Consider the following 22,069-nt stretch of genomic DNA (forward strand, 5'->3'; position numbering starts at 1 on the left):
CATGCGTACGCAATACTGCGGCCTGCTCGATGCGGGCTATCTTGATCAGACCGTCACACTGTTCGGCTGGGCGCACCGCCGGCGTGATCACGGCGGCGTCATCTTCATCGACCTGCGCGACCGCGAAGGCCTGGTGCAGATCGTGTGCGACCCCGATCGCGCGCACACCTTTGCCGTGGCCGAATCGGTCCGCAACGAGTTCTGTCTGAAGGTGACCGGCCGCGTGCGCCGCCGTCCGGAAGGCACCACCAACGCCAATCTGGTATCGGGCCAGATCGAAGTGCTGGCGCACGAAGTCGAAGTGCTGAACCCATCGGTCACCCCGCCCTTCCCGCTCGACGACGAGAACCTGTCGGAAACGGTGCGCCTGACGCACCGCGTGATCGACCTGCGCCGGCCGGCGATGCAGAAGAACATGATGCTGCGCTACAAGACGGCGATGGCGTTCCGACGCTTCCTCGACGAAAAGGGCTTCATCGACATCGAAACGCCGATGCTCACCAAGAGTACGCCGGAGGGCGCGCGCGACTATCTGGTGCCCAGCCGCGTGCACGATGGTCATTTCTTCGCGCTGCCGCAGTCGCCGCAGCTGTTCAAACAGCTGCTGATGGTGGCCGGCTACGACCGCTACTATCAATTGACCAAGTGCTTCCGCGATGAAGACCTGCGCGCCGACCGCCAGCCGGAATTCACCCAGGTCGATATCGAAACCAGCTTCCTCGACGAGCACGAAATCACCGCGCTGATGGAAGAGATGATCCGTTACGTGTTCAGGGAGGCACTCGCGGTCGAACTGCCGTCGCCGTTCCCGCGCATGACCTACGCCGAAGCGATGGACCGCTTCGGTTCCGACAAGCCGGATCTGCGCGTCACGCTCGAACTGGTCGATGTCGCCGATGCGGTCAAGGACGTCGCCTTCAAGGTGTTTTCGGGCCCGGCCAACGACCCGGCGTGCCGCGTCACCGCGCTGCGCGTGCCCGGCGGCGCCTCGCTGTCGCGCGGTGAGATCGACAGCTACACCGAATTCGTCAAGATCTACGGCGCACGCGGTCTGGCCTACATCAAGGTCAACGACGTCACAAAGCTGAACGAGGAAGGCCTGCAGTCGCCCATCGTCAAGAACCTGAGCCCTGAATCGCTGGCCGCCATCATGGCGCGCACCGGCGCGCAGAGCGGCGACGTGATTTTCTTCGGCGCCGACAAGAGCAAGGTGGTTTCGGACGCGCTGGGCGCGCTGCGCCTGAAGATCGGCCATGAAAAGAAGTTCGTCACCGGCGACGCCTGGCGTCCGCTGTGGGTCATCGACTTCCCGATGTTCGAATACGACGAGGACGAAAAGCGCTGGAACGCCTGCCACCACCCCTTCACCAGCCCGAAGGACGATCATATCGGCCTGCTGAAGACCGATCCGGGCAAGTGTCTGGCCAAGGCCTACGACCTCGCGCTCAACGGCTGGGAAATCGGCGGCGGCTCGGTGCGTATCCATCGCGCAGACGTGCAGGAAACGGTCTTCGAGGCACTCAACATCGGCCCGGAAGAGCAGCAGCTCAAGTTCGGCTTCCTGCTCGACGCGCTGAAGTACGGCGCGCCGCCGCACGGCGGCCTGGCTTTCGGTCTGGACCGCATCGTCACGATGATGACCGGCGCCGAATCGATCCGCGACGTGATCGCCTTCCCGAAGACCCAGCGCGCACAGTGTCTGCTGACACAGGCGCCGAGCCCGGTGGACGAGCGCCAGTTGCGCGACCTGCACATCCGCCTGCGCAACACCGCGAAGGCGGACCCTGCGCAGTAAGCACGCCTGATGACCTCGGGATTTTTTCGCAGGACCGGCCGCAGTGCGGTGCTTGCACTGCTCTGGCTGTTGCTCAGCGGCTTCGCGCCGCCCGGCGGTCTGCCCGAGGTCGACCTCGACCGATTGCCACCGGAGGCCGCGCGCACGCTGATGCTGATCAAGCAGGGCGGGCCGTTTCCGTACTCGCGTGACGGCGTGGTGTTCCAGAACCGCGAACGTCTGCTGCCGGCGCGCCAGCGCGGCTATTACCGCGAATACACGGTGCGCACGCCCGGTTTGAATCACCGCGGCGCGCGGCGCATCGTCGCTGGCGAGGGCACCGGACGCGACGTGCGTACTTCGGACGAGTATTACTACACGGGCGATCACTACCGAAGTTTCCGCCGAATCAAGGAGTAACCATGTCTTCCCTGCCGCCACCGACGTCGATGGAGGCCCGATTGCGCGACGCCTCGCGCAGCGGCGTTTTTTTCGCGCAGCCCACCGCGGCCACCCGCGCAGCGCGCGTGGCCGATCAGGCCGGATTGCTGCTGATCGGTCTCGATCTCAAGGACGCGCGCGACCGCGCTGCGCTGTTCGAGGCCTTCGCCGACACCTTCGGCTTTCCAGCCACCTTCGGCCACAACCTCGACGCGCTGGGCGACTGCCTCGGCGATCTGTCATGGATACCGGCTGGCGGATATCTGGTGCATCTGAGTGGCTGCGCGAAGCCGGTCGAACATTGCAAGGACGACTTCAATGCCATCGTCGCCGTGCTCGACGAGGCCGCTGCGGAATGGCGCACGCGCGGCACGCCGTTCTGGGTGCTGATCGACCAGCCGAATTCGCTGGCGCGTCCTTTCATGGCCAGCGCATGAAGCGACCGCAGTCGGTCCTGGTGCTGATCCACAGTGACTGTGGCGACATCCTGCTGATCGAGCGCGCGAAGCACCCGGGGTTCTGGCAATCGGTCACCGGCAGCGTCGAAGCCGGCGAATCGCTGGCCGAAGCGGCGCAGCGTGAAGTGGCTGAAGAGACCGGCATCGTCGCGCCAGCAACGGATTTCGAGCGCTGGCATCACAGCAGCCGCTTCGAAATCTTCCCGATGTGGCGCCAGCGCTATCCGCCCGGCGTCACCCACAACACCGAACACCTGTTCAGCCTGTGCGTGCCGCGCGACACGCTGATCACGCTGGCCCCCGACGAGCACCGCGACTGGCGTTGGCTGCCCTGTCGCGAGGCGCTTGACGCGGTGTTTTCATGGACCAATCGCGATGCGATACGGATGTTGACCCAGCGCAAGGCGTTGCTGCGGCGGTCTTGAAATCACTTTTTCCCGACCCTAGTTTAGAAGCACGCGGGCGCTCCCCGCACCAGACATGAAAGGGAAAACCATGAATCAAGTGACCCGTTGGGACCCGTTCGAAAACCTGTTCAAGGACTTCCGCGGCCTCGTGCTGCAGCCGGTCGATCTCGCCAGCAATCCGGACGTCCCGGCGCTGAAGGTCGACGTGAAGGAAGACAAGGACGCCTACACGGTGCATGCCGATCTGCCCGGCGTGACCAAGGGCGACATACACGTCAGCATCGAAGGGCCGGTGGTGTCGATCAGTGCGGAGAAGAAGCGCACGGTCGAGAACAAGGACGGCGAGCGCGTACTGCGCTCGGAACGTCACTATGGAAAGGTGTCGCGCAGCTTCCAGCTCGGCCAGGACATCGACGAGGCGAACGCCCAGGCCCGCTTCAGCGACGGCGTACTGGAACTGACCTTGCCGAAAAAGGTGGTGGCTGCATCGCGCAAGCTGACCATCCAGTAATTCGGACCGGCGTTGCATCGGAAGCGGACACCCCAGGGTGTCCGCTTTTTGTTTGTGCAGTGCACGGCTAGAATCCGCCACCATCATCTCCAGCTGCCGGACACCCGAAATGCCCCACTCTTCCGACCTGACTTCCGGACTGTCACCCCACGCCAAGGCCGCCGTGCTTTCGGAGGCGCTGCCCTATATCCGGCGCTTCCAGGACCGCACCATCGTCATCAAGTACGGCGGCAACGCGATGACGGACCCTGCGCTGAAGCTGGGTTTCGCGCGCGACGTGACGCTGCTCAAGCTGGTCGGCATGAATCCGGTGGTGGTACATGGCGGCGGACCGCAGATCGACGACCTGCTGAAGCGGGTCGGCAAGCAGGGCACCTTCGTGCAGGGCATGCGCGTGACCGACGATGAAACGATGGACATCGTCGAAATGGTGCTCGGCGGCCACGTGAACAAGGACATCGTGAACCTGATCAACCAGGCCGGCGGCAAGGCGGTCGGACTGACCGGGCAGGATGCGTCCTTCATCCGCGCCACCAAGCTGATGATGCCGAACAAGGACAAGCCCGACGAAATGCTCGACATCGGACTGGTCGGCGACATCGTGTCGATCGACCCCACCATCATCAATTTCCTCGACAGCGGCGACTTCATCCCGGTGATCGCGCCGATCGGCGTCGGCCCGGACGGCGAAAGCTACAACATCAACGCCGACGTGGTGGCTGGCAAGCTGGCGGAAATCCTGAAGGCGGAAAAACTGGTGCTGCTGACCAATACGCCGGGCGTGCTGGACAAGGAAGGCAATCTGCTGACCGGCATCACGCCGCGCGACGTCGATGCCATGATCGCGGACGGCACGCTGTCCGGCGGCATGCTGCCCAAGATCGGCTCGGCGCTCGATGCCGCCCGCAGCGGCGTCAAGAGCGTGCACATCATCGACGGTCGCGTGCCTAATGCGCTGTTGCTCGAAGTGCTGACCAATGACGGCGTCGGCACGCTGATCAAGAGCAAGTGAGTCGACAGGCGGGGCGGCGTCCGGTCTGGATCTTCGATCTGGACAACACACTGCACGACGCCAATCCGCACATCTTTCCGCACCTGAACCGGGCGATGACCGCCTGGTTGATGACGGAACTGGGACTCGAACACGCCGAAGCGGATCGCCTGCGCACGCATTACTGGCATCGCTACGGCGCTACGCTGCTCGGCCTGATGCGCCACCATGGCACACGGCCGTCGCATTTCCTGCGCGGGACGCACGACGTCGAGGCGCTGCGTCCGGGTGTCGTGTTCGACCGCGCGCTGCGCCACATGCTGACCCGCCTGCCGGGCCGCAGGATCGTGTTCACGAACGGTCCGGCGCACTACGCCGAAGCGGTGCTGGCGGTGATGGGCATGCGCCACCTGTTCGACGCGGTGCATGCCATCGAACATTCGCGCTACGTGCCGAAGCCGCGGCTCGCCGGTTTCCTGCATCTGCTGCGCGACCAGCACGTGATGCCCGCTGACTGCATCATGGTGGAAGACACCGCGGCCAATCTGCGCACCGCGAAACAGCTCGGCATGCGCACCGTGTGGATCAGCCGCAGCGCGGGCCACCACACCTACGTCGACCTGCGGCTGACCTCGGTGCTGAAGCTGCCGCAGGCCATGCGACTGCTCAGCGTCAGGCGTCCCTGAGCCAGCGCGCGGCGTCCAGCGCGTAATAGGTCAGGATGCCGTCGGCGCCGGCGCGCTTGAATGCGAGCAACGCTTCCATCGCGGTGGCGCGCTCGTCCAGCCAGCCGTTGGCGACCGCGGCCTTCAGCATCGCGTACTCGCCACTGACCTGGTAGGCATAGGTCGGCACACCCAGCTCCGACTTCACCCGGCGCACGATGTCCAGATACGGCATGCCGGGCTTCACCATGACCATGTCCGCACCTTCGGCGATGTCGAGCGACACTTCGCGGATCGCCTCGTCGCTGTTCGCCGGGTCCATCTGATACGTGTACTTGTTGCCCTTGCCGAGGTTGCCGGCCGAACCCACCGCGTCGCGGAACGGGCCGTAGAAGGCAGAGGCGTACTTGGCCGAGTAGGCCAGGATGCGCGTATGGATCAAGCGGTGCGCGTCGAGTTCGAAACGGATGCGGCCGATGCGCCCGTCCATCATGTCCGACGGCGCGACGACGTCGGCGCCGGCACGCGCATGGCACAGCGCCTGTTTGGCCAGCGCCTCCAGCGTTTCGTCGTTCATCACATAGCCGGCCGCGTCGATCAGGCCGTCCTGACCGTGGCTGGTGTAGGGATCGAGCGCAACATCGGTGATCACGCCGAGTGCGGGAAACCGCGCTTTCAGCGCCTGTACCGTGCGCGGCACCAGCCCGTCCGGATTCCACGCTTCGGCCGCATCGTCGGTCTTCAGCGGGGCGTCGATCACCGGAAACAGCGCCAGTGCGGGTACGCCGAGCGACACCGCCTGTTCGGCCACTCCCATCAGCACATCGACGCTGACCCGGCTCACGCCGGGCATCGATGCCACGGCTTCGCTGCGCGTCGGGCCGTCGAGCACGAAGACCGGGTAGATCAGATCGTTGGTGGTGAGCGTGTGCTCGCGCATGAGCCGGCGCGAGAAATCATCGCGGCGCATGCGGCGCAGGCGGGTGGACGGGAAATGGCTGGCGGGAGGAAAGGACATCGCGGTGGCCCGGTTCGCAAAGCCGCGATGATAGTACGAGCGCGGCAGGCTTCGCGCGCCGGCACGCGCCGCTGCGCGCTGCGGCGACGCAACAATCCCGGAACTCGCGCCGACGCGACCCGGTCAGAGCAAGCGACGGTGCAAGCCGTCACCCGCTTCACCTCCCTGAGCGGGTGCTTCTTCAAGAGGCGTTTCGAGCCCACGGCTTCCATCCCCTTTGGCCGTGGGCTTTTTTCTTTCCGGCTCCGGCGTTCTGTGCGCCGTGGGCCGTTTCGCTGCAACAGATGTCAGACCGGCGTCGACGATGCCTGATCGGGCAGATGCGCGGCCAGCCATGGCGAAACGGCCGCCTCGGCTTCTTCGACACCGGTCTTCTTCAGGCTGGAGAACAGCTGCACGCTGACCTGCTCCCCCATGCCGGACAGCTGTCTGCGCACGTCGGCCAGCGTCGCCGCCTGAGCGCTGCGGGTCAGCTTGTCGGCCTTGGTCAGCAAAACATGCATCGGCTTGCCGCTCACCGAGAACCATTCGATCATGTTCCAGTCCAGAGGCGTGAGCGGGTGACGCGCATCCATGATGAGCACAAGGCCGGCCAGGCTTTCGCGCTCTTTCAGGTAGCGCTCGATCAGTCCCGCCCAGGCCTTGCGGACTTCGATCGGCACCTGGGCATAGCCGTAGCCGGGCAGGTCGACCAGAAAACCGCCGCGCACCAGCGTGAAGTAGTTGATCAGCTGGGTACGCCCGGGCGTCTTGCTGACGAAAGCCAGACGCGTGTGGCCGACCAAGGTATTGATGGCACTCGATTTACCCGCATTGGAACGGCCGGCAAATGCGATTTCCGGGCCGGCAGGCGCCGGCAGGCCCGATGGCTTGGCGACGGACAGATGAAATGCAGCACCGCGGAACAGAGAGGACAAATCGATTACGCGCCACGCGCGCCCAGGAAAACACGGTAAAATGAGGAGTTTACCGTATCACTCTATTCAACCGGCCACAGATCCATCCGGCAACCGACCCGGCCATCGACCGGGCCAACGACCGGATTCATCGTTCAAGGATAGTCATGCGTATGCTCAAGTCGTTCGGTTTTGCCCTGTCTCTGACCCTGGTTTCCGCCAGCGCGCTGGCGTCTGACGAAAAAACCGCCCCGAAAGCGGACATCGCGGCCGGCAAGACTGTCGCGACGCAGGTGTGCGCAGCCTGTCACGGGGCGGACGGCAACAGCGTCATCGCAGTCAATCCCAAGCTGGCCGGCCAGCATCCGGAATACCTGTACAAGCAACTGATGAATTTCCGCAGCAAGGACGGTCAGCCGCCCGAGCGCGCCAACGCCATCATGGGCGCACTGGCCTCCGGCCTGTCGGAAGCGGACATGCGCAACGTGTCCGCCTACTATGCGAGCCAGACCCAGACGCCGGAAAAGGCCAAGGGCAGCCGCGAAAGCATCGAACTGGGCCAGCGCCTGTGGCGCGGTGGCGACCTCGAAAAAGGTCTTCCCGCCTGTGCCGGCTGTCATGGTCCGGCAGGTGCCGGCATGCCGGCCCAGTACCCGCGCATCGCCGGCCAGCACGCCGAGTACACCGAAACGCAGTTGAAGTACTTCCGCGTCGCCGAACGCGCCAATGACCCGGCCAAGATGATGCGCATGATTGCCGTCAAGATGACCGACGCGGAAATCAAGGCGGTGTCCGACTACGCGGCGGGTCTGCGCTGAGCGGTCAGGCTGTCGATTTCGCCTTCCGAAAAGCCCGCCGCCAGGCGGGCTTTTTCGTTGATCGGCGGCTGCAGCCGCGGTGCATTGAAAGCATTGAACAGTGCGAGGAAGGTGGCTTCGGGCGCCAGTCCGCGCTGTGCGCACACATGACGGAACCAGCGGTCACCGATCGCGACGTGCGTGATTTCGTCATTCAGGATGAGGTCGAGGATCTCCAGCGCCGGCGCATCGCCGATGGTGCGCAGCTTGTCCATGATGGGCGGCGTGGCGTCCAGCCCGCGCGCTTCGAGCACGCGCGGCACCAGCGCCATGCGGGTCAGCACGTCATCGGCGGTGCGTCGCGCCATGTCCCACAGGCCGGCGTGCGCCGGAAAGTCACCATAGTCGAAGCCCAGCGTCTGCAGGTGGGCACGCAGCAGGCCGAAGTGGCGCGCCTCGTCAGCCGCCACGCGCAGCCAGTCGGCCAGGTAGGCATCCGGCAGGTCACGGAAGCGCCAGGCGGCATCGAGTGCAAGATTGATGGCGGTGAATTCGATGTGACAGATCGCATGGATCATCGCCGCATGACCTTCGCGTGTGCCCACTCGGCGCGAACGCAGCGCAGAGGGCTCGACCAGTTCGGGTCGCGCCGGGCGGCCGGGTTCGTCGATGGCATGCGGCAGCGCTGCGGCGCGATCGAACATCACACCCGCCTGCCAGTCTGTCCACAGCGATTCCACCGCAGCGCACTTGGCCTGCGGCGCCTCGCACATCAGCGGGTCGAGCAGTTCGGGAAAAATCTTTCGGTTCATCTGCAGTCATACAGGTAAGGTCGCGCCGATGCGGCCGGTCAGCACTTGTCTGACCCCTGCAGCGTACAACGAGGAGCTTCACCATGCTGATCAAACGCCCGGCCGATATCGTGCCGTCCGACATCACGCCGCGCGCGCTGTTCGATACACGACGGGATTTCATCCGCGCGGCCGGACTGGGTGCCGGTGCGGCGCTGCTCGGCGGCTTGCCGGGGATCGCCGATGCGCAGGGCAAGCGTGGCGAAAAACTCGGGCCACTGGCGAAAAGCCCCTTCTCGACCGACGAAAAGCTGAACGACTACGAGGACATCACCGGCTACTGCAATTTCTATGAATTCGGTACCGACAAGGGCGATCCGTCGAAGAATGCCCACCGCATGTCCACCCGGCCGTGGACGGTGAGCATCGAGGGCCTGGTGCAGAAGCCCAGGACGCTGGGCATCGAGGAGGTGCTGAAGCTGGCGCCGCTGGAGGAACGCATCTACCGGCTGCGCTGCGTCGAGGCGTGGTCGATGGTCGTGCCCTGGGTCGGCATTCCGCTGTCAGTGCTGCTCAAGCAGGTCGAGCCGCTGGGGAGCGCAAAGTACGTCGAATTCACCACGCTGGCCGATCCGAAAACCATGCCCGGCGTGCGCAGCGCGGTGCTCGAGTGGCCGTATGTCGAAGGCCTGCGGCTGGACGAAGCCATGCATCCGCTCACCCTCATGGCCGTGGGCCTGTACGGCGAAGTGCTGCCGAACCAGAATGGTGCGCCAATACGGCTGGTGGTGCCATGGAAGTACGGCTTCAAGAGCGCGAAGTCGATCGTGAAGATCCGCTTCACCGACAAGGAGCCGCTGAGCGCCTGGTCGCGCGCCGCCGGTCGCGAGTACGGCTTCTATTCGAATGTGAATCCGGACGTCGACCACCCGCGCTGGAGCCAGGGACGCGAACGGCGCATCGGCGAGTTTTCGAAGCGCAAGACGCTCATGTTCAATGGATACGGCGATCAGGTTGCGTCGCTCTACACGGGCATGGACCTGAGGAAGTACTACTGAGGTGCAGGCGCGCGCCTCGACCACACAATCCGCCAACCGCAACGCGCGCGCCTGGACCCCGGGGCCCGCCGCGTTCCGCTTGCTGTGGCGCATCGTCTGGGTCGCCTGCCTGATGCCGCTCCTGTGGCTGGCATTCGGCGCCGGCACGGACCGGCTGGGCGCCAACCCGATCGAATACATCACGCGCGCCACCGGTGACTGGACGCTGCGCCTGCTGCTGGTGACGCTGGCCGTGACGCCGCTGCGCCAGATCACCGGCTGGCACTGGCTGGTACGCCTGCGCCGCATGCTCGGGCTGTACGCGTTCTTCTACGCCAGCCTGCACCTGCTCACCTATCTGTGGCTGGACCAGTTCTTCGACATCGAAGGCATCGTGAAGGACATCATCAAGCGGCCCTTCATCACGATCGGATTCGGTGCGTTCCTGCTGCTGCTGCCGCTCGCCGTAACCTCGACCAACGGCATGGTGCGCCGGCTCGGCGGCCGGGCGTGGCAGCGGCTGCACAAGCTCGTGTACGTCGTCTGCATCCTCGGCGTGGCGCACTACTGGTGGCTGGTGAAGAAGGACCTGACCGAACCCATCCTTTACGCCTGCATCCTCGCCACGCTGTTCGCCGTGCGCCTTTGGCACGCCCGCCGCCTGCGCGCGCACGTGGCCGCGCAGACGACGTGAGGAGGTCGCTCAGCGACGCGCGCGACGAGCGGCACCCGCCACACCGATCAGGCCGGCCAGCATCAGCGCCCAGCTTTCCGGTTCCGGCACGGCAGTGATGCTCACATTGTCGATCGCCAGTGCGGTCGTGACACCGAAGTCGCCCACATCGACGACGCCAAACGCCAGCTGCACCGCACCGCCGCGCGTGAATACGTACTCGAAGCTGCGGATGCCGGTGTCGGCCAGAAAATCGAGAATCGGCGCCGACGTGGCATCGGCGACCGAGGCGATGCGCGTGATGTCGCCGTCGACCGACAGGAAGGCAAAGTCCGGCCGTGCTTCGGCACCGACTTCGTTGGTCGCCAGCAGCCAGTCAAACCGCAGGATGTCGCCGACATTCACATTGACGGTGCGCCAGATGGCCGAGCCTTCATAGGTGAAGTCGTCGCCGCGGTCGAAGGCACCGGGCTCGGCACCGATCGCCGTTTCGAGCGCGAGCCCGGTTTCGACCGCGCCCACACCGCTCAGATTGAACGAGCCGGCCGGCAGCGGGAAGTCATCCTCGAACGTCAGCGATGCTGTCGTCAGGGCGATGTAGGTGTCGCCGGAATTGTCCTGCGCGGACACGTCGCCGGCGGTCTGCCAGTTGGCGACATAACCGCTGGTGAAGTCTTCGCTGAAGCTCACGTTGGCCTGCGCAGCGGTGGCGAACAGCGAAGCGATGAGCGCTGCGGCGGCAAGGGGTTTGAAGGTCATGTTCGTATCTCCGGAACGTCAGGGTTCAGTAAAGGAAGGACGCGCTGCCCAGTTGGGCCGGCAGCACATTGCGCAGGGTCACCAGCGGACGGGCAGCGGCGCGACCGGCCGACCCGTCGGCGTCGAACAGAACCATCGTGTTCGGTCCGGTCTGGCGGACGCTGATGTGGCCACTGATCAGCGGGTCGCTGCCGGTCGTGACGCCGGCCAGCAGCTGTCGCACATCGAGCCGGTCCTGCTGCGGGTCGAAGTCGGTGATGGTGTCGAGCGCATCGCGCACGCTTCGATAGACGAAGGTGTCCGCGCCGGTTCCGCCGGTCAGCAGGTCCGCGCCCTCGCCGCCGGTGATGACGTCATCGCCCGGCGTACCGCTCAGCGTGTCGCGACCGGCGCCACCGTTGATCGTGCGCAGCAGGTTCAGCCCGATGAGGACCGGGTCGTGGTCGGATGAGCGGAAAGCTGTCGGCGCGTACAGGTCCTGCGGCTTGAACTCGGTGTTGTAGTCGATCACGAAGGGCTCGTCGGTATTGATGTGCCACTGCGTGATGCCGCTCACCTTGCCGGCCAGCGCGGCGCTGGCCAGCGCATGGTCGAGCGCACCGCTTTCGCCGTCGAAGGTGTAGGTGTAGTTGAGATCGATGCCTGCGGCCAGATCGCTGAGCCCGCCCGAGGTGAGTGCGAGGACGGGATCTTCCTTCGCATAAGCGTTCAGGTCACCGATGACCAGCACGTCGGCGGCGCCACCCTGACCGGGCAATTGCTCGATGAAGGTCTGCAGCGCTGCCGCCTGCTGCACGCGCAGCGGATTCCAGCAGCCCTGACCGTCGCCCTGATCGGCCTCGACACCGGCGGCATCGCCGCAGGACTTCGACTTGAAGTGATTCACGATGACCGTGAAGCGCTCGCCGTTGGCCGCGGCGAAGGTCTGCGCCAGCGGCGGGCGGTTATGGACCGTTGCCGTGTCGCTGATCGCGCTGCCGACCGGCGTGACCTTCGCCGGCTTGTAGATCATGGCCTGGCGGATGGCGTCGGTGCCGGTGCCGCCGACCGGCAGGCCGACTGCGGCATACACCGCGCCGCCGGCGGACGCGTTCAGCGCAGCCACCAGATTGTTCACCGCGCCCTGGCCGTTGTTCTCGATCTCGATCAGGCCGACCACGTCGGCATCCATCGCCCGCAGCGCGGCAACGATCTTGTCGCGCTGACGTGTGAATTCGAGCGCGCTGTCGGCGCCGCGGCAATCGCTGCGCGTGCCGGTCGGGAAGCACGATGCGCCCGCCTGGTCGATCGTGCTGAAGTAGTTCAGCACATTGAAGCTGGCCACCCGCACGTTGCCGCCGACCGCCGCCGGAACGGCGGTGCGCGGATTGTCGCGGCTGAAATCCGGTGTCACCACCGGATGCAGCTTGTAGTCCCGCGGCCCGGTGCTCGACGCGGTGATCAGGCCATGGTCGATCACGCCGGTCAGACCGTTCACCGTGTCGCCGGCACGCAGCGTGTTGTCGGCGCCGATGAACGGAATCGGGTTCGGGTTCTGCGCGCTCGAGCCGTCGTCGAGCACGATGCGCCGACGGGCGTTCTCTTCGCGCAGCGCCAGCGCCTCGGCGCTTCCCGCCGGGTGACGGTTGGTCGGGATTTCCATGCGCCCCTCGGCCGACAGCGTCACCTGACCGTAGCGGCCCTGGAAGTAGTTCTGCGACACGGTAAGCGGCGAAGTGATGCGCACCAGCATGCCTTCGTAGCGTTCCAGTTCGCCCTCGAAAGCCTCCGGCAGCACGATGTCGGTCGGCGTGATCGAAACACCGCTGCCCAGCACCTGCACGGCGCTCGGCGACGTGAGTTGGGTCACCGTGTTGAATTCGGTGACGCTGGCGGTCAGGCGCAACCGCTGGCCGACCACGGCTGAATTGCCCGGCGCGAACACGAAAATGCCATCCGACGTACTCACGTCGCCATCGCCGGCGTCGTCCTGCAGGGTGTAGCCGTTCAGGCCGGGGAATACGGCACTGACGACGCCCTCGGTGGTGACGACCTGACCGTTCAGCGGACTGGCGTCACCGCTGCCCTGGATCGCCGGGATCGGCACGATGGCCGCCGGCGCAGCGACCGTGATATCGACACTGCATGTTCCTTCCTGTGCCTCGTTGTTCGTGAAGCGCAGACCGATGCTGTACTGGCCGGTCGCAGTGCCTGCCGCGACGCTGACCCGTGCCGACGCGCTGCCGCCGTCGGTCGTCGCCGGCGCAAAACCGTCGACCGTCACACCAACCGGCAGGGTGCCGGTCAGCGAGAAAGCTTCGACCACGCTGTCGGCGTCGCTGGCCGCCACCGTCACGCTGCCCGCTTCGCCGGCCTGCAGCGCAAGCGCCGGGCAGCTGGTCACGATGGGTTGATTCACCGCACCGCTGCCGCCGCCCTGTACCGAAAGGTTGTCGATGCCGACCCACTCGTCGTTGCCCGGCGCATTGCTCGTGATCACCCGCAGCTGCAGCAGCGGCTGGTTGTCGGCGTCGGCCGGCAACGTCACCTGCACCGGCGTCACCTTGCCGGCCAGCGACGGGCCCTCGGTCGCGTCAGCCACGTAGGCGTCCGGCACATTGATGAAGCTGCCGCTGGCGCCGACGCGATACTGCAGCGCCACCTGCTGCTGCGCGTTGTCGGCCGAACCGTCGAGATCGCGCAGGTCGTAGCGCACGACGATGCCGCTGTGGCCGGTGGTGTTCAGCGACAGCAGGATGAACGGCGCATCGGCGGTGCCGGAGCCGGTCAGTGCGACGACCGGATCGGTCAGGTGGAATTCGGTGACACCACCGGTGCTGAAGGTGTTCGGATTGGTCTGGTTGGCATTCACGTCGACCGGCGACGCGGTGCCATCGGCCGTGACGGTCTGCGGATCGGCGCCGGTCGCGCTGGTCAGGTCGTCACCGCGGTAGCCGGTGATGCCGGGCACGCCGCTCCAGTTGTCATTGGCCGTGATCAGGCCGATGGTCGTCCAGTCCTGCGCAAACGGCAGGGTCTGCGGCGTGTTGTCGGCCTGCGCGGCCGAGGCGAACAGACTGGCGATGGCCAGCGTCAGGGCGAGTCGGGGCGAGGCATGGCGGTCGTAGGATGACATGTGGATTTCCAGCGAGACAGGCAGGGTAATCGAAGCGGCCCGTCGGCGATACCGGACGGGCCGCGAGCTTGAATCAGACAGCGACGGCGTTGCGGCGGCGGGCGAACGCGCCGAGCAGACCCAGGCCGGCCAGCAACATGGCCCAGGTCTCGGCTTCCGGCACCGGCGAAATCGCCAGATCGACCAGGCGGCCGGCCGGGTCGAGCGGATCGGCGACGCCGTAGCGGCTGGCACTGATGACACCGCCCAGACCGCCCTCCGAAGTCGCGTCGGTGATGTATTCCTGAAGCGCCTGCTGGTAGGTGATCGAGCTGACCGCATTCTCGAACTCGATGCCGGCGGCCGCGAACGGGTAACCGTCGCCGCCGTTGGCGGTGAAGTCGATCGTGGTCAGCGAGAAGCTGCGCGCGTCATCCACCACTTCGCCCCCCTGCACCAGCACGGTACCGTCGTCGAGCACGATGCTGACGATGCGGTCGCCCGACGCACGCGTCGTGTCGTACACGACCCGCATGCCGGACACCTGGGCGAAGCGGCCGTCGGCGTTGCCGCTGGCCGATGCATTGGCGACCGAATGTTCCATGATGGTCTTCAGCTGTTCCGCATTCACGCTCGGCGCGACATCGACCAGATTGGTGAAGGGCAGCACGTTGAAGGTGTCGCCCACGCTGACATTGCCGGCATTGATCGAGGTGCGGAGGCCGCCGCCGTTCTGGATCGCGATGTCGGTGCCGCCCGCGTGACGCATGGCATCGGCGACCAGATTGCCCAGATTGGTTTCCGCATTGCGCACGCCTGCCTGGAAGCTGCCGGGCGTACCGGCGGCGCCGCGGTTGCCGTTCAGGAAGACGTCCGACTGACCGATCACGGTCGCATTCAGCACATCGATGTAGCTTTTGACCGGATCGACCACCGCGGTCTTCAGGAAGCTGTCGCCCGCCACCGCGTCGGTGTCGGCCAGCGCGCCCGACACGCGATACAGACTGGAGCCGTTGATCGCAGTCACGACACCGGTCGTATCGTCCAGCGTCAGGTTGAGCTCTCCGACGTAACGGTTGCCGAAGTTCGACGTGACCAGCGCGACACCCCGGTTGTCCGCCCCATTGACGATCTGCGGCAGGCCGGTGATGGCGCGTACGTCACCCGGAATGAGTGCATCGTCGGCGTCCGCCATCAGTTCGTGGCCACCGCCCGACAGCACGACGTCGACGCCGCGCAGTCCGGGGATCAGCACGTCGCGCTCGTTGGCGGCATTCTGCAGGTGGCTGATCACGATGACGCTGCCGGCGCCCTGGGCGCGCGCGGCGTCGATCTGCTGCTGCACGAAAGGCACCAGCGCCTGCAGGTTCTGCGCCTCGGTATTGCCGGCGCTCCAGCCGGCCGTCAGGTTCACCGCGCCGGGCGAACTGATGCTCGACAGCAGCGGCGTGGTGACACCGACCACCGCCACCTTGTTGCCACCATTCGTGCTCAGCAGCGTGTAGGGCGCGACTGTGCCGGTCGCCGCCAGCGACGCGAACGCGGGTGTGGCGCTGAAGTTCAGGTTGGACGACAGATACGTCGTGCCGGACACCTGGGCGAAGCGCGCCGCGACATCCGGGCCGAGGTCGAATTCATGATTGCCGAACACGGCAGCATCGAAACCGATGTGACGCATCGCGATGGCGTCGTAGAAATCCTGTCCGCCGTCGATGTAGGCCGAGCCCAGATTGGCGAAGCTGGCGTTCAGGCGCGGCCCGGGCAGGAAGGCGTCACCGGCGTTGAGCTTGAACACCGTGTTGCCAGCCAGTTCGGCGGCCGACTCGGCGGCGAACATGACGCTGGCGAGGCGATCGACGCCGCCGTAGAACGACACGGCCTGCGAGGCGTTGTCACGCAGATTGCCCTGCGCCGACAGCAGCCAGGACTCCTGGTCACCGACATGCAGCAGCGTCAGACCTTCGGCCAGCGCCGGGCCGGCAAACAGTGACGAAATCAGGATGGCAAGCGTATGCCTGCGCACGACGAGGGTGGCTTTCATGGGACATCTCCGGAACCGTTGTCGAACGGCGGGCGCGCAACGGCACCCGACGGTGTGACCGGAAGGTTAGGGCGCGAAGATGACCGGACTGTGGCCGCGAAAACCGTGCGGCATGATCTGATCGGACTATGCTGCGCGGGCCGGGCGACGCAGCGCCGACAGCGCCCAAAGCAGGCAACCGATGCCCAGCGTGCCGCAGGCGAAGGTCCATGCCACAGGAGACGAGAGGCCCCCAGACAGGTCCAGCACGCTGCCGAACACCAGCGGCGCGACGAAACCGGCGCCGAAGCCGCCGAGCGAATACAGCGCCATCGCTGCGCCGCGCTGCGCGGCCGGCGCTGCATGCACCAGGCCGGCGGTCAGCGAGGCCGAATCGGCCATGACGGCCGTGTTGTAAAGCGCCAGCACGCACAGCATGAGCCACCAGGGCAACGCCGCCGACGCGCCGGCCAGCCAGCACAGCAGGCCCGAGGCGATCATCATGGCGACGATCCAGCGCCGTCGCCCGACACGTCCGGCCATTTCGTTGCCGAGAATGCTGGCCGGCAGTCCGAGCAGATTGATCAGCGCCGCCGCTTCGGTCGGCGACAGCGCGGCCTGCGCCGACGACAGTCCGTAAGCGAAAGCGATGAAGGCCACCATCCACGACCGCAGGCCGAACAGCTCCCAGCAATGCACCGCATAGCCGGTCACCAGCTGGCGCACCCGCGGGTGCGCCAGCACCGGTCCGAAACGAGGCAGCCAGTGCGCGTCGGCGGCACCGGGCGGCGCATGCGGCCCGGTGCCCGCAAACACGATGACGGCCGCAAGGAGGGGGCCGACCGCCATCAGCGCGATCGCGATCCGCCAGTCCATCAGGTTGCCGAGGGCGCCGGCCAGCAGCAGCGACAGGCTGGTACCGATGCCGAAGCTCGCGGTGTAGAACGCGATCGGTCGATTGCTTCGGGCCGTCGACACGCGATCGGTCAGTACGCGCAGGCCGGGCATGTAGCAGCCGGCAAGTCCGGCGCCGCACAGCGCCTGAAAGAAGGCGCCACTCCACACGCCCCGGGCGAGCAGCGCGAAGCCCAGCGTTCCGCCTGCCATCAGCACGCAGGACGCCACATAGACAACGCGCGCATCGATGCGGTCGGTGACGCCGGACAGAAAGGGCACGGCCACCATGTAGCCGAAGAAGAAGGCGCCGCCGATCAGACCGGCCTCGGCGCCACTCAGCTGCCAGGCACCAGTGAGCAAGGGCAGAAAAGACGGATACGCGGCAAAACCGGTCATGCCCAGCGTCTCGGCAGCGCACATCAGCAGCGTGAGCCGGGCCGACGGCGACATGGTCAGTCGCTGTCCGCCGTCTTGCGCAGATCCGATTTGAGCCGGGCGCGACTGGCCTTCTTGTCCTGCCGTGCGTGCTCGCCGCCCTTCTTCATCAGCGCCGCCGTGGCCAGGGGGTTGCGTGGCTTCAGGCTGCGTCCCTTGGCGCTGACCCGCACGGCGTCCTTGCGCTTCATCGCCGGCGGCCGCGTTCGAACTGGATGATCGCGCGGCCGTCTTCGGTCTGGCGTGGCTCGCCGCGCCAGGCGTGGCCGTAGATGATTTCCATCGTCGCCGGCAGGCGGCCGTCGTCACGCAGCCGCAGCAGCGCATCATCGAGCCGCACACGGGCACGCGGCGTCAGCAGGCCGCGCGGCCGCGCAGCCAGTGCGCTGAAACCGCCGGTATCGGCCAGATCGCGGTACAGCGCGGCCGGCGTGTCGAAGGTCAGCGTGATGTGTTCCATGTCCATCACCGGTTCGGCGAAGCCGGCTTCGACCAGCATGTCCCCGACATCGTGCATGTCGACGAAGCGGTGCGCACGCAACGGCAACCCGGCTTCAGCCAGCGCGCCACGCAGTTCGCGCAGCGTGTCCGGGCCGAGCATGGAGAACATGAACAGCCCGCCGACGCGCACGCAGCGCTGCGCCTCGCGCAGTGTCGCCGGCAGGTCCGCCTGCCAGTGCAGCGCCATGTTCGACCACACCATGTCGATGCTGCGCGGCGCGATCGGCAGCCGCGTGATATCGGCACGCACCAGCGTGGTCTGGCTGCCGCCCAGCACCCCGGGCAGCCAGCGCCGCCAGCGCGGCGTGCGGGCGGCTGCCCGCGCGAGCATGGCCGCCGAACGATCGATGCCGATCATCTGCATGTCGGGATAGCGGGCGCGCAGCGGCTGCAGATCGGCGCCGGTTCCGCACCCCAGATCGAGCAGGCGCGCCGGCTTCAGCATGACCATGTCAAGCCGCTCGGCCATGCGCCGGGCGACTTCGCGATGCAGTATCGCCGCGTCGTCGAACCGCGCCGCGGCACGCTCGAAGCGACGCGCCACGGCGCGCGCATCGAGTGCGAGATCGGGCGGAACCGCAGCGGCGATGGTCGGGCGCTCCGCGCTCAGACCGACCGGATGCCCAGCCGCTCCAGCAACCGACGATCGTTGTCGGCCTGCGGGTTGCCGGTGGTCAGCAGCTTGTCGCCGTAGAAGATGGAATTGGCGCCGGCAAGAAAGCACAGCGCCTGCATCTGGTCGTTCATCGCTTCGCGTCCGGCGGACAGCCGGACGTGACTGTCCGGCATCGTGATGCGGGCGCAGGCGATGGTGCGCACGAATTCGAACGGATCGAGATCGGGCGCATCGGCCAGCGGCGTGCCCTCGACCTTGACCAGATTGTTGATCGGTACCGATTCCGGCGGCGTGTCCATGCTGGCCAGCGTGGCGATCAGGCCGGCGCGCGCGCGACGGGATTCACCCATGCCGACGATGCCGCCGCAGCACACGTTCATGCCGGCTTCGCGCACCGCCTGCAGCGTGTCGAAGCGGTCCGCCTGCGTACGCGTGCCAATCACGTCACCGTAGAACTCCGGGGCCGTGTCGATGTTGTGGTTGTAGTAATCGAGCCCGGCTTCCTTGAGGCGTTCGGCCTGGCCCTCGCGCAGCATGCCCAGCGTGGCGCAGGTTTCCAGACCCAGGCCCTTCACCGCCGAAATCATTTCGGCGACCGCTTCGACATCGCGATCCTTCGGGCCACGCCAGGCGGCGCCCATGCAGAAGCGCGTCGCACCGGCATCGCGCGCCGCGCGCGCGGCGGCCAGCACGTCTTCAACCGGCAGCAGGTCCTGGCTGGTCACACCGGTATCGTGGCGCACCGACTGCGGACAATAGCCACAGTCCTCCGGGCAGCCGCCAGTCTTGATCGACAGCAGGGTGGATCGTTGTATGGCATTGGGATCAAAATGCGCGCGGTGCACCTGCTGTGCGCGGAACATCAGATCGGAAAACGGCAGCGCGAACAGCGCCTCGACCTGTTCGGTGGTCCAGCGCGGGGGCACTTGCGACCGGGAGGACGGCGGAAGATGGATGACCTGGGTATGCATGATGTGAAGTCTGGCGGGCGCATCGGCGCCGAAACGGCGAAGCCCGCATTTTCCGCGAAAACGGCCTGCCCATGTTGCACCGCGTGATTGCGGCCGCGCGAGCCGCAAGCGTGCGATTGCTGCCGCAGGACTGCCGGCTGTGCGGCCTGCCATCGGGCGATGCCCTGCTCTGCGCCGGCTGCCGCGACGAGCTGCCGCGCCTGCCCGCGGCGCATTGCCCGGTCTGCGCGCTGCCGGTACCCACGGCCGACGTGTGCGGACGCTGCCTGAAGCATCCGCCGGCGTTCGATGCGACGCTGGCGGTCTGGGCGTACGCGGAGCCTGCCGACCAGTTGATCCATGCGCTGAAGTTCCGCGCCCGCCTGCCGCTGGCAGGCTGGTTCGCGCGCGAGCTGCATGCGCTCGGCCTGCCGCCCTGCGACCTGCTGCTCGCCATGCCGCTGCATCCCAACCGGCTGCGCGAACGCGGCTTCAACCAGTCGGTCGAGATCGGCCGCGCGCTCGGCAAGCTTGATCGGCTGAACTTTGATGCCTTTGGGCTGGTACGCCTGCACGACACGCCGCCTCAGCGCGATCTCGCGTGGTCGCAGCGACGGCGCAATGTGCGCGGCGCCTTTGCGGTGCGCAGCGAGGTGGCGGGTCGGCATGTCGCCGTGGTGGATGACGTGCTGACCACCGGCGCCAGCCTGCATGAGGTCGCGCGCATGCTGAAGGCAGCCGGCGCGCTGACGGTGACCAATCTGGTGCTGGCGCGCACGCCGCGGCTGCGCGGGAAGTAGCGTCACCTGCGTCGCCGCGGCACAATCCTGCTCCCCGACCCGGCGCCCCTCCATGTTCCACATCGTCCTGTACCAGCCCGAAATTCCGCCCAACACCGGCAACGTGATGCGGCTGTGCGCCAACGGCGGCTTCAGGCTGCATCTGGTGAAGCCGCTCGGTTTCGAAATCACCGACAAGCATCTCGCGCGTGCCGGCATGGACTACCGCGACCTGGTGAATGTGACGATCCATGATGACTGGGCGGCGCTGTCGGACGCGCTGACGCTGCAGGCCGACGATCCGCGGTTGTACGCGCTGAGCACGCGCGGGCGCACGGCGCACACGGCGCCGCAGTACCGCGCCGGCGACATTTTCCTGTTCGGTCAGGAAACCGCCGGTCTGCCCCGTGCGCTGCTCGACACGGTGCCGGTCGCGCAACGCCTGCGCATTCCGATGCAGCCGGACAGCCGCAGCCTGAACCTGAGCAATTCGGTGGCCATCGTCGCCTATGAAGCGTGGCGCCAGAATGACTTCGCCGGTGCGGCGACGCCCTGAAAAAGATTACAGCGGCGGCGTTTCCGCCTTCGGGTCACGCGACAAGAGGCACTCGACCGCGTCGGCCGCGGCCAGCCGCCCGTCGAGCACCGCCGCCACCGCCTGGGTGATCGGCATGTCGACCTGCAGGCGCTCAGCCAGCGCGGCCGCCTCGCGCGCGGTCGGCACACCTTCGGCCACATGACCCAGCGTGGCCAGCACCTGCGCCAGCGAACGCCCTTCGGCCAGCAACAGGCCGACGCGCCGGTTGCGCGACAGGTCGCCGGTGCAGGTCAGGATGAGGTCCCCCATGCCGGCCAGCCCCATGAAGGTCTGGCTGCGGCCGCCGAGCGCCACGCCCAGGCGGGCAATCTCGGTCAGCCCGCGGGTGATCAGCGCGGCCCGGGCGTTCATGCCGAAGCCCAGTCCGTCGCACACGCCGGTGGCGATCGCCATGACGTTCTTGACTGCGCCACCGACCTCGACGCCGATCAGATCGTCATTGGCGTACAGCCGCAGCCGCGGACTGTGCAGTGACGCGACCAGCGCACTGACGAATTCGATGTCATCGCTCGCCACGGTGATGGCGGTCGGCAGGCCGCGCGCCACCTCGATCGCGAAACTGGGCCCGCTGAATGCACCGCGCGAAACCTGCGCGGGCAGGATGTCCAGCGCCACCTGATGCGGCAGCAGACCGCTGCCGCTTTCGAAGCCCTTGCAGGCCCACAGCACGGCGGAAACCCCGCTGCCTGCGACCGCTTCGAGCGCAGCGCGCAGGCCGGCGATCGGCGTCGCGATCAGCGCCAGATCGCATCCATCCAGCGCAAGCGCGACGTCGGACGACACCGCAATGCCGGGCGGCAGCGCAATGCCCGGCAGATAGCGTTCGTTGCAATGCGAGCTGTGCAGCGACAGCGCATGGTCGGCGTCGCGCGTCCACAGCGTGACATCATGGTCCGCCGAATAGGCGACAGCCAGCGCCGTACCCCAGGCACCGGCACCCATCACGCACAGCTTCATGTCG

Annotated in this window: 23 protein-coding genes; 12 read left to right on the forward strand and 11 right to left on the reverse strand. The window is 66.6% G+C overall.

Annotated elements, in window-relative coordinates; all coding sequences use genetic code 11:
* Position 1 precedes the first annotated feature (1 nt).
* The 7 genes from aspS (at position 2) to ACTIFF_RS13720 (ending at position 5,268) form a co-directional block, all read left to right on the forward strand.
* The gene (gene aspS / locus ACTIFF_RS13690) at positions 2-1,795 is read left to right on the forward strand and encodes an aspartate--tRNA ligase (protein ID WP_439537331.1); all 1,794 of its coding nucleotides are present in this window, start codon (positions 2-4) and stop codon (positions 1,793-1,795) included.
* A gap of 9 nt (positions 1,796-1,804) precedes the next feature.
* Positions 1,805-2,194 carry a ribonuclease domain-containing protein gene (locus ACTIFF_RS13695; protein ID WP_439537332.1) on the forward strand — a complete coding sequence of 130 codons (390 nt, stop codon included), beginning with the start codon at positions 1,805-1,807 and terminating at the stop codon, positions 2,192-2,194.
* Positions 2,195-2,196: 2 nt separating this feature from the next.
* Positions 2,197-2,652 (forward strand): barstar family protein, encoded by a 456-nt coding sequence (locus ACTIFF_RS13700; RefSeq protein WP_439537333.1) that lies wholly within the window; start codon positions 2,197-2,199, stop codon positions 2,650-2,652.
* Complete coding sequence (nudB, locus tag ACTIFF_RS13705; RefSeq protein WP_439537334.1) at positions 2,649-3,098, forward strand: dihydroneopterin triphosphate diphosphatase; 450 nt, start codon at positions 2,649-2,651, stop codon at positions 3,096-3,098. Before ACTIFF_RS13700 ends, nudB begins: the two co-directional genes overlap by 4 nt.
* Positions 3,099-3,168: 70 nt before the next feature.
* Positions 3,169-3,591 carry an Hsp20/alpha crystallin family protein gene (locus tag ACTIFF_RS13710; protein WP_439537335.1) on the forward strand — a complete coding sequence of 141 codons (423 nt, stop codon included), beginning with the start codon at positions 3,169-3,171 and terminating at the stop codon, positions 3,589-3,591.
* 109 nt (positions 3,592-3,700) lie between these two features.
* The gene (gene argB, locus ACTIFF_RS13715; protein ID WP_069038525.1) at positions 3,701-4,603 is read left to right on the forward strand and encodes an acetylglutamate kinase; all 903 of its coding nucleotides are present in this window, start codon (positions 3,701-3,703) and stop codon (positions 4,601-4,603) included.
* On the forward strand, positions 4,600-5,268 hold the full coding sequence (locus ACTIFF_RS13720; RefSeq protein WP_439537336.1) for a pyrimidine 5'-nucleotidase: 669 nt from the start codon (positions 4,600-4,602) through the stop codon (positions 5,266-5,268). The genes argB and ACTIFF_RS13720 overlap by 4 nt, the downstream gene beginning before the upstream one ends.
* Here the strand turns inward: ACTIFF_RS13720 and hemB are convergent.
* Together hemB and yihA are read right to left on the reverse strand one after the other, a co-directional pair.
* Positions 5,255-6,265, reverse strand: a complete 1,011-nt coding sequence (gene hemB / locus ACTIFF_RS13725; protein ID WP_439537337.1) for a porphobilinogen synthase — start codon at positions 6,263-6,265, stop codon at positions 5,255-5,257. The two genes, ACTIFF_RS13720 and hemB, sit on opposite strands and share 14 nt — an antisense overlap.
* A gap of 287 nt (positions 6,266-6,552) precedes the next feature.
* Positions 6,553-7,182 (reverse strand): ribosome biogenesis GTP-binding protein YihA/YsxC, encoded by a 630-nt coding sequence (gene yihA, locus ACTIFF_RS13730; RefSeq protein ID WP_257081923.1) that lies wholly within the window; start codon positions 7,180-7,182, stop codon positions 6,553-6,555.
* 146 nt (positions 7,183-7,328) lie between these two features.
* On the opposite strand from yihA, the gene ACTIFF_RS13735 reads away from it, so the two are divergent.
* Entirely contained in the window at positions 7,329-7,979 is a 651-nt protein-coding gene (locus ACTIFF_RS13735) for a c-type cytochrome (RefSeq protein ID WP_439537338.1), read from the forward strand.
* Here the strand turns inward: ACTIFF_RS13735 and ACTIFF_RS13740 are convergent.
* On the reverse strand, positions 7,958-8,770 hold the full coding sequence (locus tag ACTIFF_RS13740) for a ferritin-like domain-containing protein (protein ID WP_439537339.1): 813 nt from the start codon (positions 8,768-8,770) through the stop codon (positions 7,958-7,960). The genes ACTIFF_RS13735 and ACTIFF_RS13740 overlap by 22 nt on opposite strands.
* 83 nt (positions 8,771-8,853) lie before the next feature.
* On the opposite strand from ACTIFF_RS13740, the gene msrP reads away from it, so the two are divergent.
* A complete protein-coding gene (gene msrP, locus ACTIFF_RS13745; protein ID WP_439537340.1) occupies positions 8,854-9,807 on the forward strand; it encodes a protein-methionine-sulfoxide reductase catalytic subunit MsrP in 954 nt (317 codons plus the stop codon).
* 112 nt (positions 9,808-9,919) lie between these two features.
* Positions 9,920-10,480 carry a sulfite oxidase heme-binding subunit YedZ gene (locus tag ACTIFF_RS13750; RefSeq protein WP_439537432.1) on the forward strand — a complete coding sequence of 187 codons (561 nt, stop codon included), beginning with the start codon at positions 9,920-9,922 and terminating at the stop codon, positions 10,478-10,480.
* Positions 10,481-10,489: 9 nt separating this feature from the next.
* Here ACTIFF_RS13750 and ACTIFF_RS13755 read toward each other — a convergent pair whose 3' ends face one another.
* The 7 genes from ACTIFF_RS13755 to bioB form a co-directional block, all read right to left on the reverse strand.
* The gene (locus ACTIFF_RS13755) at positions 10,490-11,218 is read right to left on the reverse strand and encodes a PEP-CTERM sorting domain-containing protein (RefSeq protein ID WP_439537341.1); all 729 of its coding nucleotides are present in this window, start codon (positions 11,216-11,218) and stop codon (positions 10,490-10,492) included.
* 25 nt (positions 11,219-11,243) lie between these two features.
* Positions 11,244-14,333, reverse strand: coding sequence for an ExeM/NucH family extracellular endonuclease (locus ACTIFF_RS13760; protein ID WP_439537342.1), 3,090 nt, complete (start codon positions 14,331-14,333; stop codon positions 11,244-11,246).
* Positions 14,334-14,406: 73 nt separating this feature from the next.
* Positions 14,407-16,353 (reverse strand): bifunctional metallophosphatase/5'-nucleotidase, encoded by a 1,947-nt coding sequence (locus ACTIFF_RS13765; RefSeq protein ID WP_439537343.1) that lies wholly within the window; start codon positions 16,351-16,353, stop codon positions 14,407-14,409.
* A 126-nt stretch (positions 16,354-16,479) separates the two neighbouring features.
* Positions 16,480-17,679, reverse strand: coding sequence for an MFS transporter (locus ACTIFF_RS13770; protein ID WP_439537344.1), 1,200 nt, complete (start codon positions 17,677-17,679; stop codon positions 16,480-16,482).
* A 2-nt stretch (positions 17,680-17,681) separates the two neighbouring features.
* Positions 17,682-17,855 (reverse strand): hypothetical protein, encoded by a 174-nt coding sequence (locus ACTIFF_RS13775; protein ID WP_439537345.1) that lies wholly within the window; start codon positions 17,853-17,855, stop codon positions 17,682-17,684.
* Positions 17,852-18,709: a methyltransferase domain-containing protein gene (locus tag ACTIFF_RS13780; protein ID WP_439537346.1), complete on the reverse strand. Its 858-nt coding sequence runs from the start codon at positions 18,707-18,709 to the stop codon at positions 17,852-17,854. Before ACTIFF_RS13780 ends, ACTIFF_RS13775 begins: the two co-directional genes overlap by 4 nt.
* A gap of 62 nt (positions 18,710-18,771) precedes the next feature.
* Entirely contained in the window at positions 18,772-19,752 is a 981-nt protein-coding gene (gene bioB / locus ACTIFF_RS13785) for a biotin synthase BioB (protein ID WP_439537347.1), read from the reverse strand.
* A gap of 71 nt (positions 19,753-19,823) precedes the next feature.
* On the opposite strand from bioB, the gene ACTIFF_RS13790 reads away from it, so the two are divergent.
* Complete coding sequence (locus ACTIFF_RS13790) at positions 19,824-20,531, forward strand: ComF family protein (protein ID WP_439537348.1); 708 nt, start codon at positions 19,824-19,826, stop codon at positions 20,529-20,531.
* Between the two features lie 52 nt (positions 20,532-20,583).
* A complete protein-coding gene (locus ACTIFF_RS13795; protein ID WP_439537349.1) occupies positions 20,584-21,066 on the forward strand; it encodes a tRNA (cytidine(34)-2'-O)-methyltransferase in 483 nt (160 codons plus the stop codon).
* 6 nt (positions 21,067-21,072) lie between these two features.
* Here the strand turns inward: ACTIFF_RS13795 and ACTIFF_RS13800 are convergent, their stop codons facing one another.
* Positions 21,073-22,065: an NAD(P)H-dependent glycerol-3-phosphate dehydrogenase gene (locus tag ACTIFF_RS13800; protein ID WP_439537350.1), complete on the reverse strand. Its 993-nt coding sequence runs from the start codon at positions 22,063-22,065 to the stop codon at positions 21,073-21,075.
* Between the last annotated feature and the right edge of the window lie 4 nt (positions 22,066-22,069).

Origin of the sequence: Methyloversatilis sp. (assembly GCF_051861465.1) — a bacterium.
Lineage (GTDB): Bacteria > Pseudomonadota > Gammaproteobacteria > Burkholderiales > Rhodocyclaceae > Methyloversatilis.

What these genes read in the sequence shown, in the direction of transcription:
- aspS (WP_439537331.1), top strand. Translation starts at nt 2, where the DNA reads ATGCGTACGCAATACTGCGGCCTGCTCGATGCGGGCTATCTTGATCAG.
- ACTIFF_RS13695 (WP_439537332.1), top strand. Translation starts at nt 1,805, where the DNA reads ATGACCTCGGGATTTTTTCGCAGGACCGGCCGCAGTGCGGTGCTTGCA.
- ACTIFF_RS13700 (WP_439537333.1), top strand. Translation starts at nt 2,197, where the DNA reads ATGTCTTCCCTGCCGCCACCGACGTCGATGGAGGCCCGATTGCGCGAC.
- nudB (WP_439537334.1), top strand. Translation starts at nt 2,649, where the DNA reads ATGAAGCGACCGCAGTCGGTCCTGGTGCTGATCCACAGTGACTGTGGC.
- ACTIFF_RS13710 (WP_439537335.1), top strand. Translation starts at nt 3,169, where the DNA reads ATGAATCAAGTGACCCGTTGGGACCCGTTCGAAAACCTGTTCAAGGAC.
- argB (WP_069038525.1), top strand. Translation starts at nt 3,701, where the DNA reads ATGCCCCACTCTTCCGACCTGACTTCCGGACTGTCACCCCACGCCAAG.
- hemB (WP_439537337.1), bottom strand. Translation starts at nt 6,265, where the DNA reads ATGTCCTTTCCTCCCGCCAGCCATTTCCCGTCCACCCGCCTGCGCCGC.
- ACTIFF_RS13735 (WP_439537338.1), top strand. Translation starts at nt 7,329, where the DNA reads ATGCGTATGCTCAAGTCGTTCGGTTTTGCCCTGTCTCTGACCCTGGTT.
- ACTIFF_RS13740 (WP_439537339.1), bottom strand. Translation starts at nt 8,770, where the DNA reads ATGAACCGAAAGATTTTTCCCGAACTGCTCGACCCGCTGATGTGCGAG.
- msrP (WP_439537340.1), top strand. Translation starts at nt 8,854, where the DNA reads ATGCTGATCAAACGCCCGGCCGATATCGTGCCGTCCGACATCACGCCG.
- ACTIFF_RS13750 (WP_439537432.1), top strand. Translation starts at nt 9,920, where the DNA reads ATGCCGCTCCTGTGGCTGGCATTCGGCGCCGGCACGGACCGGCTGGGC.
- ACTIFF_RS13755 (WP_439537341.1), bottom strand. Translation starts at nt 11,218, where the DNA reads ATGACCTTCAAACCCCTTGCCGCCGCAGCGCTCATCGCTTCGCTGTTC.
- ACTIFF_RS13760 (WP_439537342.1), bottom strand. Translation starts at nt 14,333, where the DNA reads ATGTCATCCTACGACCGCCATGCCTCGCCCCGACTCGCCCTGACGCTG.
- ACTIFF_RS13765 (WP_439537343.1), bottom strand. Translation starts at nt 16,353, where the DNA reads ATGAAAGCCACCCTCGTCGTGCGCAGGCATACGCTTGCCATCCTGATT.
- ACTIFF_RS13770 (WP_439537344.1), bottom strand. Translation starts at nt 17,679, where the DNA reads ATGTCGCCGTCGGCCCGGCTCACGCTGCTGATGTGCGCTGCCGAGACG.
- ACTIFF_RS13775 (WP_439537345.1), bottom strand. Translation starts at nt 17,855, where the DNA reads ATGAAGCGCAAGGACGCCGTGCGGGTCAGCGCCAAGGGACGCAGCCTG.
- bioB (WP_439537347.1), bottom strand. Translation starts at nt 19,752, where the DNA reads ATGCATACCCAGGTCATCCATCTTCCGCCGTCCTCCCGGTCGCAAGTG.
- ACTIFF_RS13790 (WP_439537348.1), top strand. Translation starts at nt 19,824, where the DNA reads ATGTTGCACCGCGTGATTGCGGCCGCGCGAGCCGCAAGCGTGCGATTG.
- ACTIFF_RS13795 (WP_439537349.1), top strand. Translation starts at nt 20,584, where the DNA reads ATGTTCCACATCGTCCTGTACCAGCCCGAAATTCCGCCCAACACCGGC.
- ACTIFF_RS13800 (WP_439537350.1), bottom strand. Translation starts at nt 22,065, where the DNA reads ATGAAGCTGTGCGTGATGGGTGCCGGTGCCTGGGGTACGGCGCTGGCT.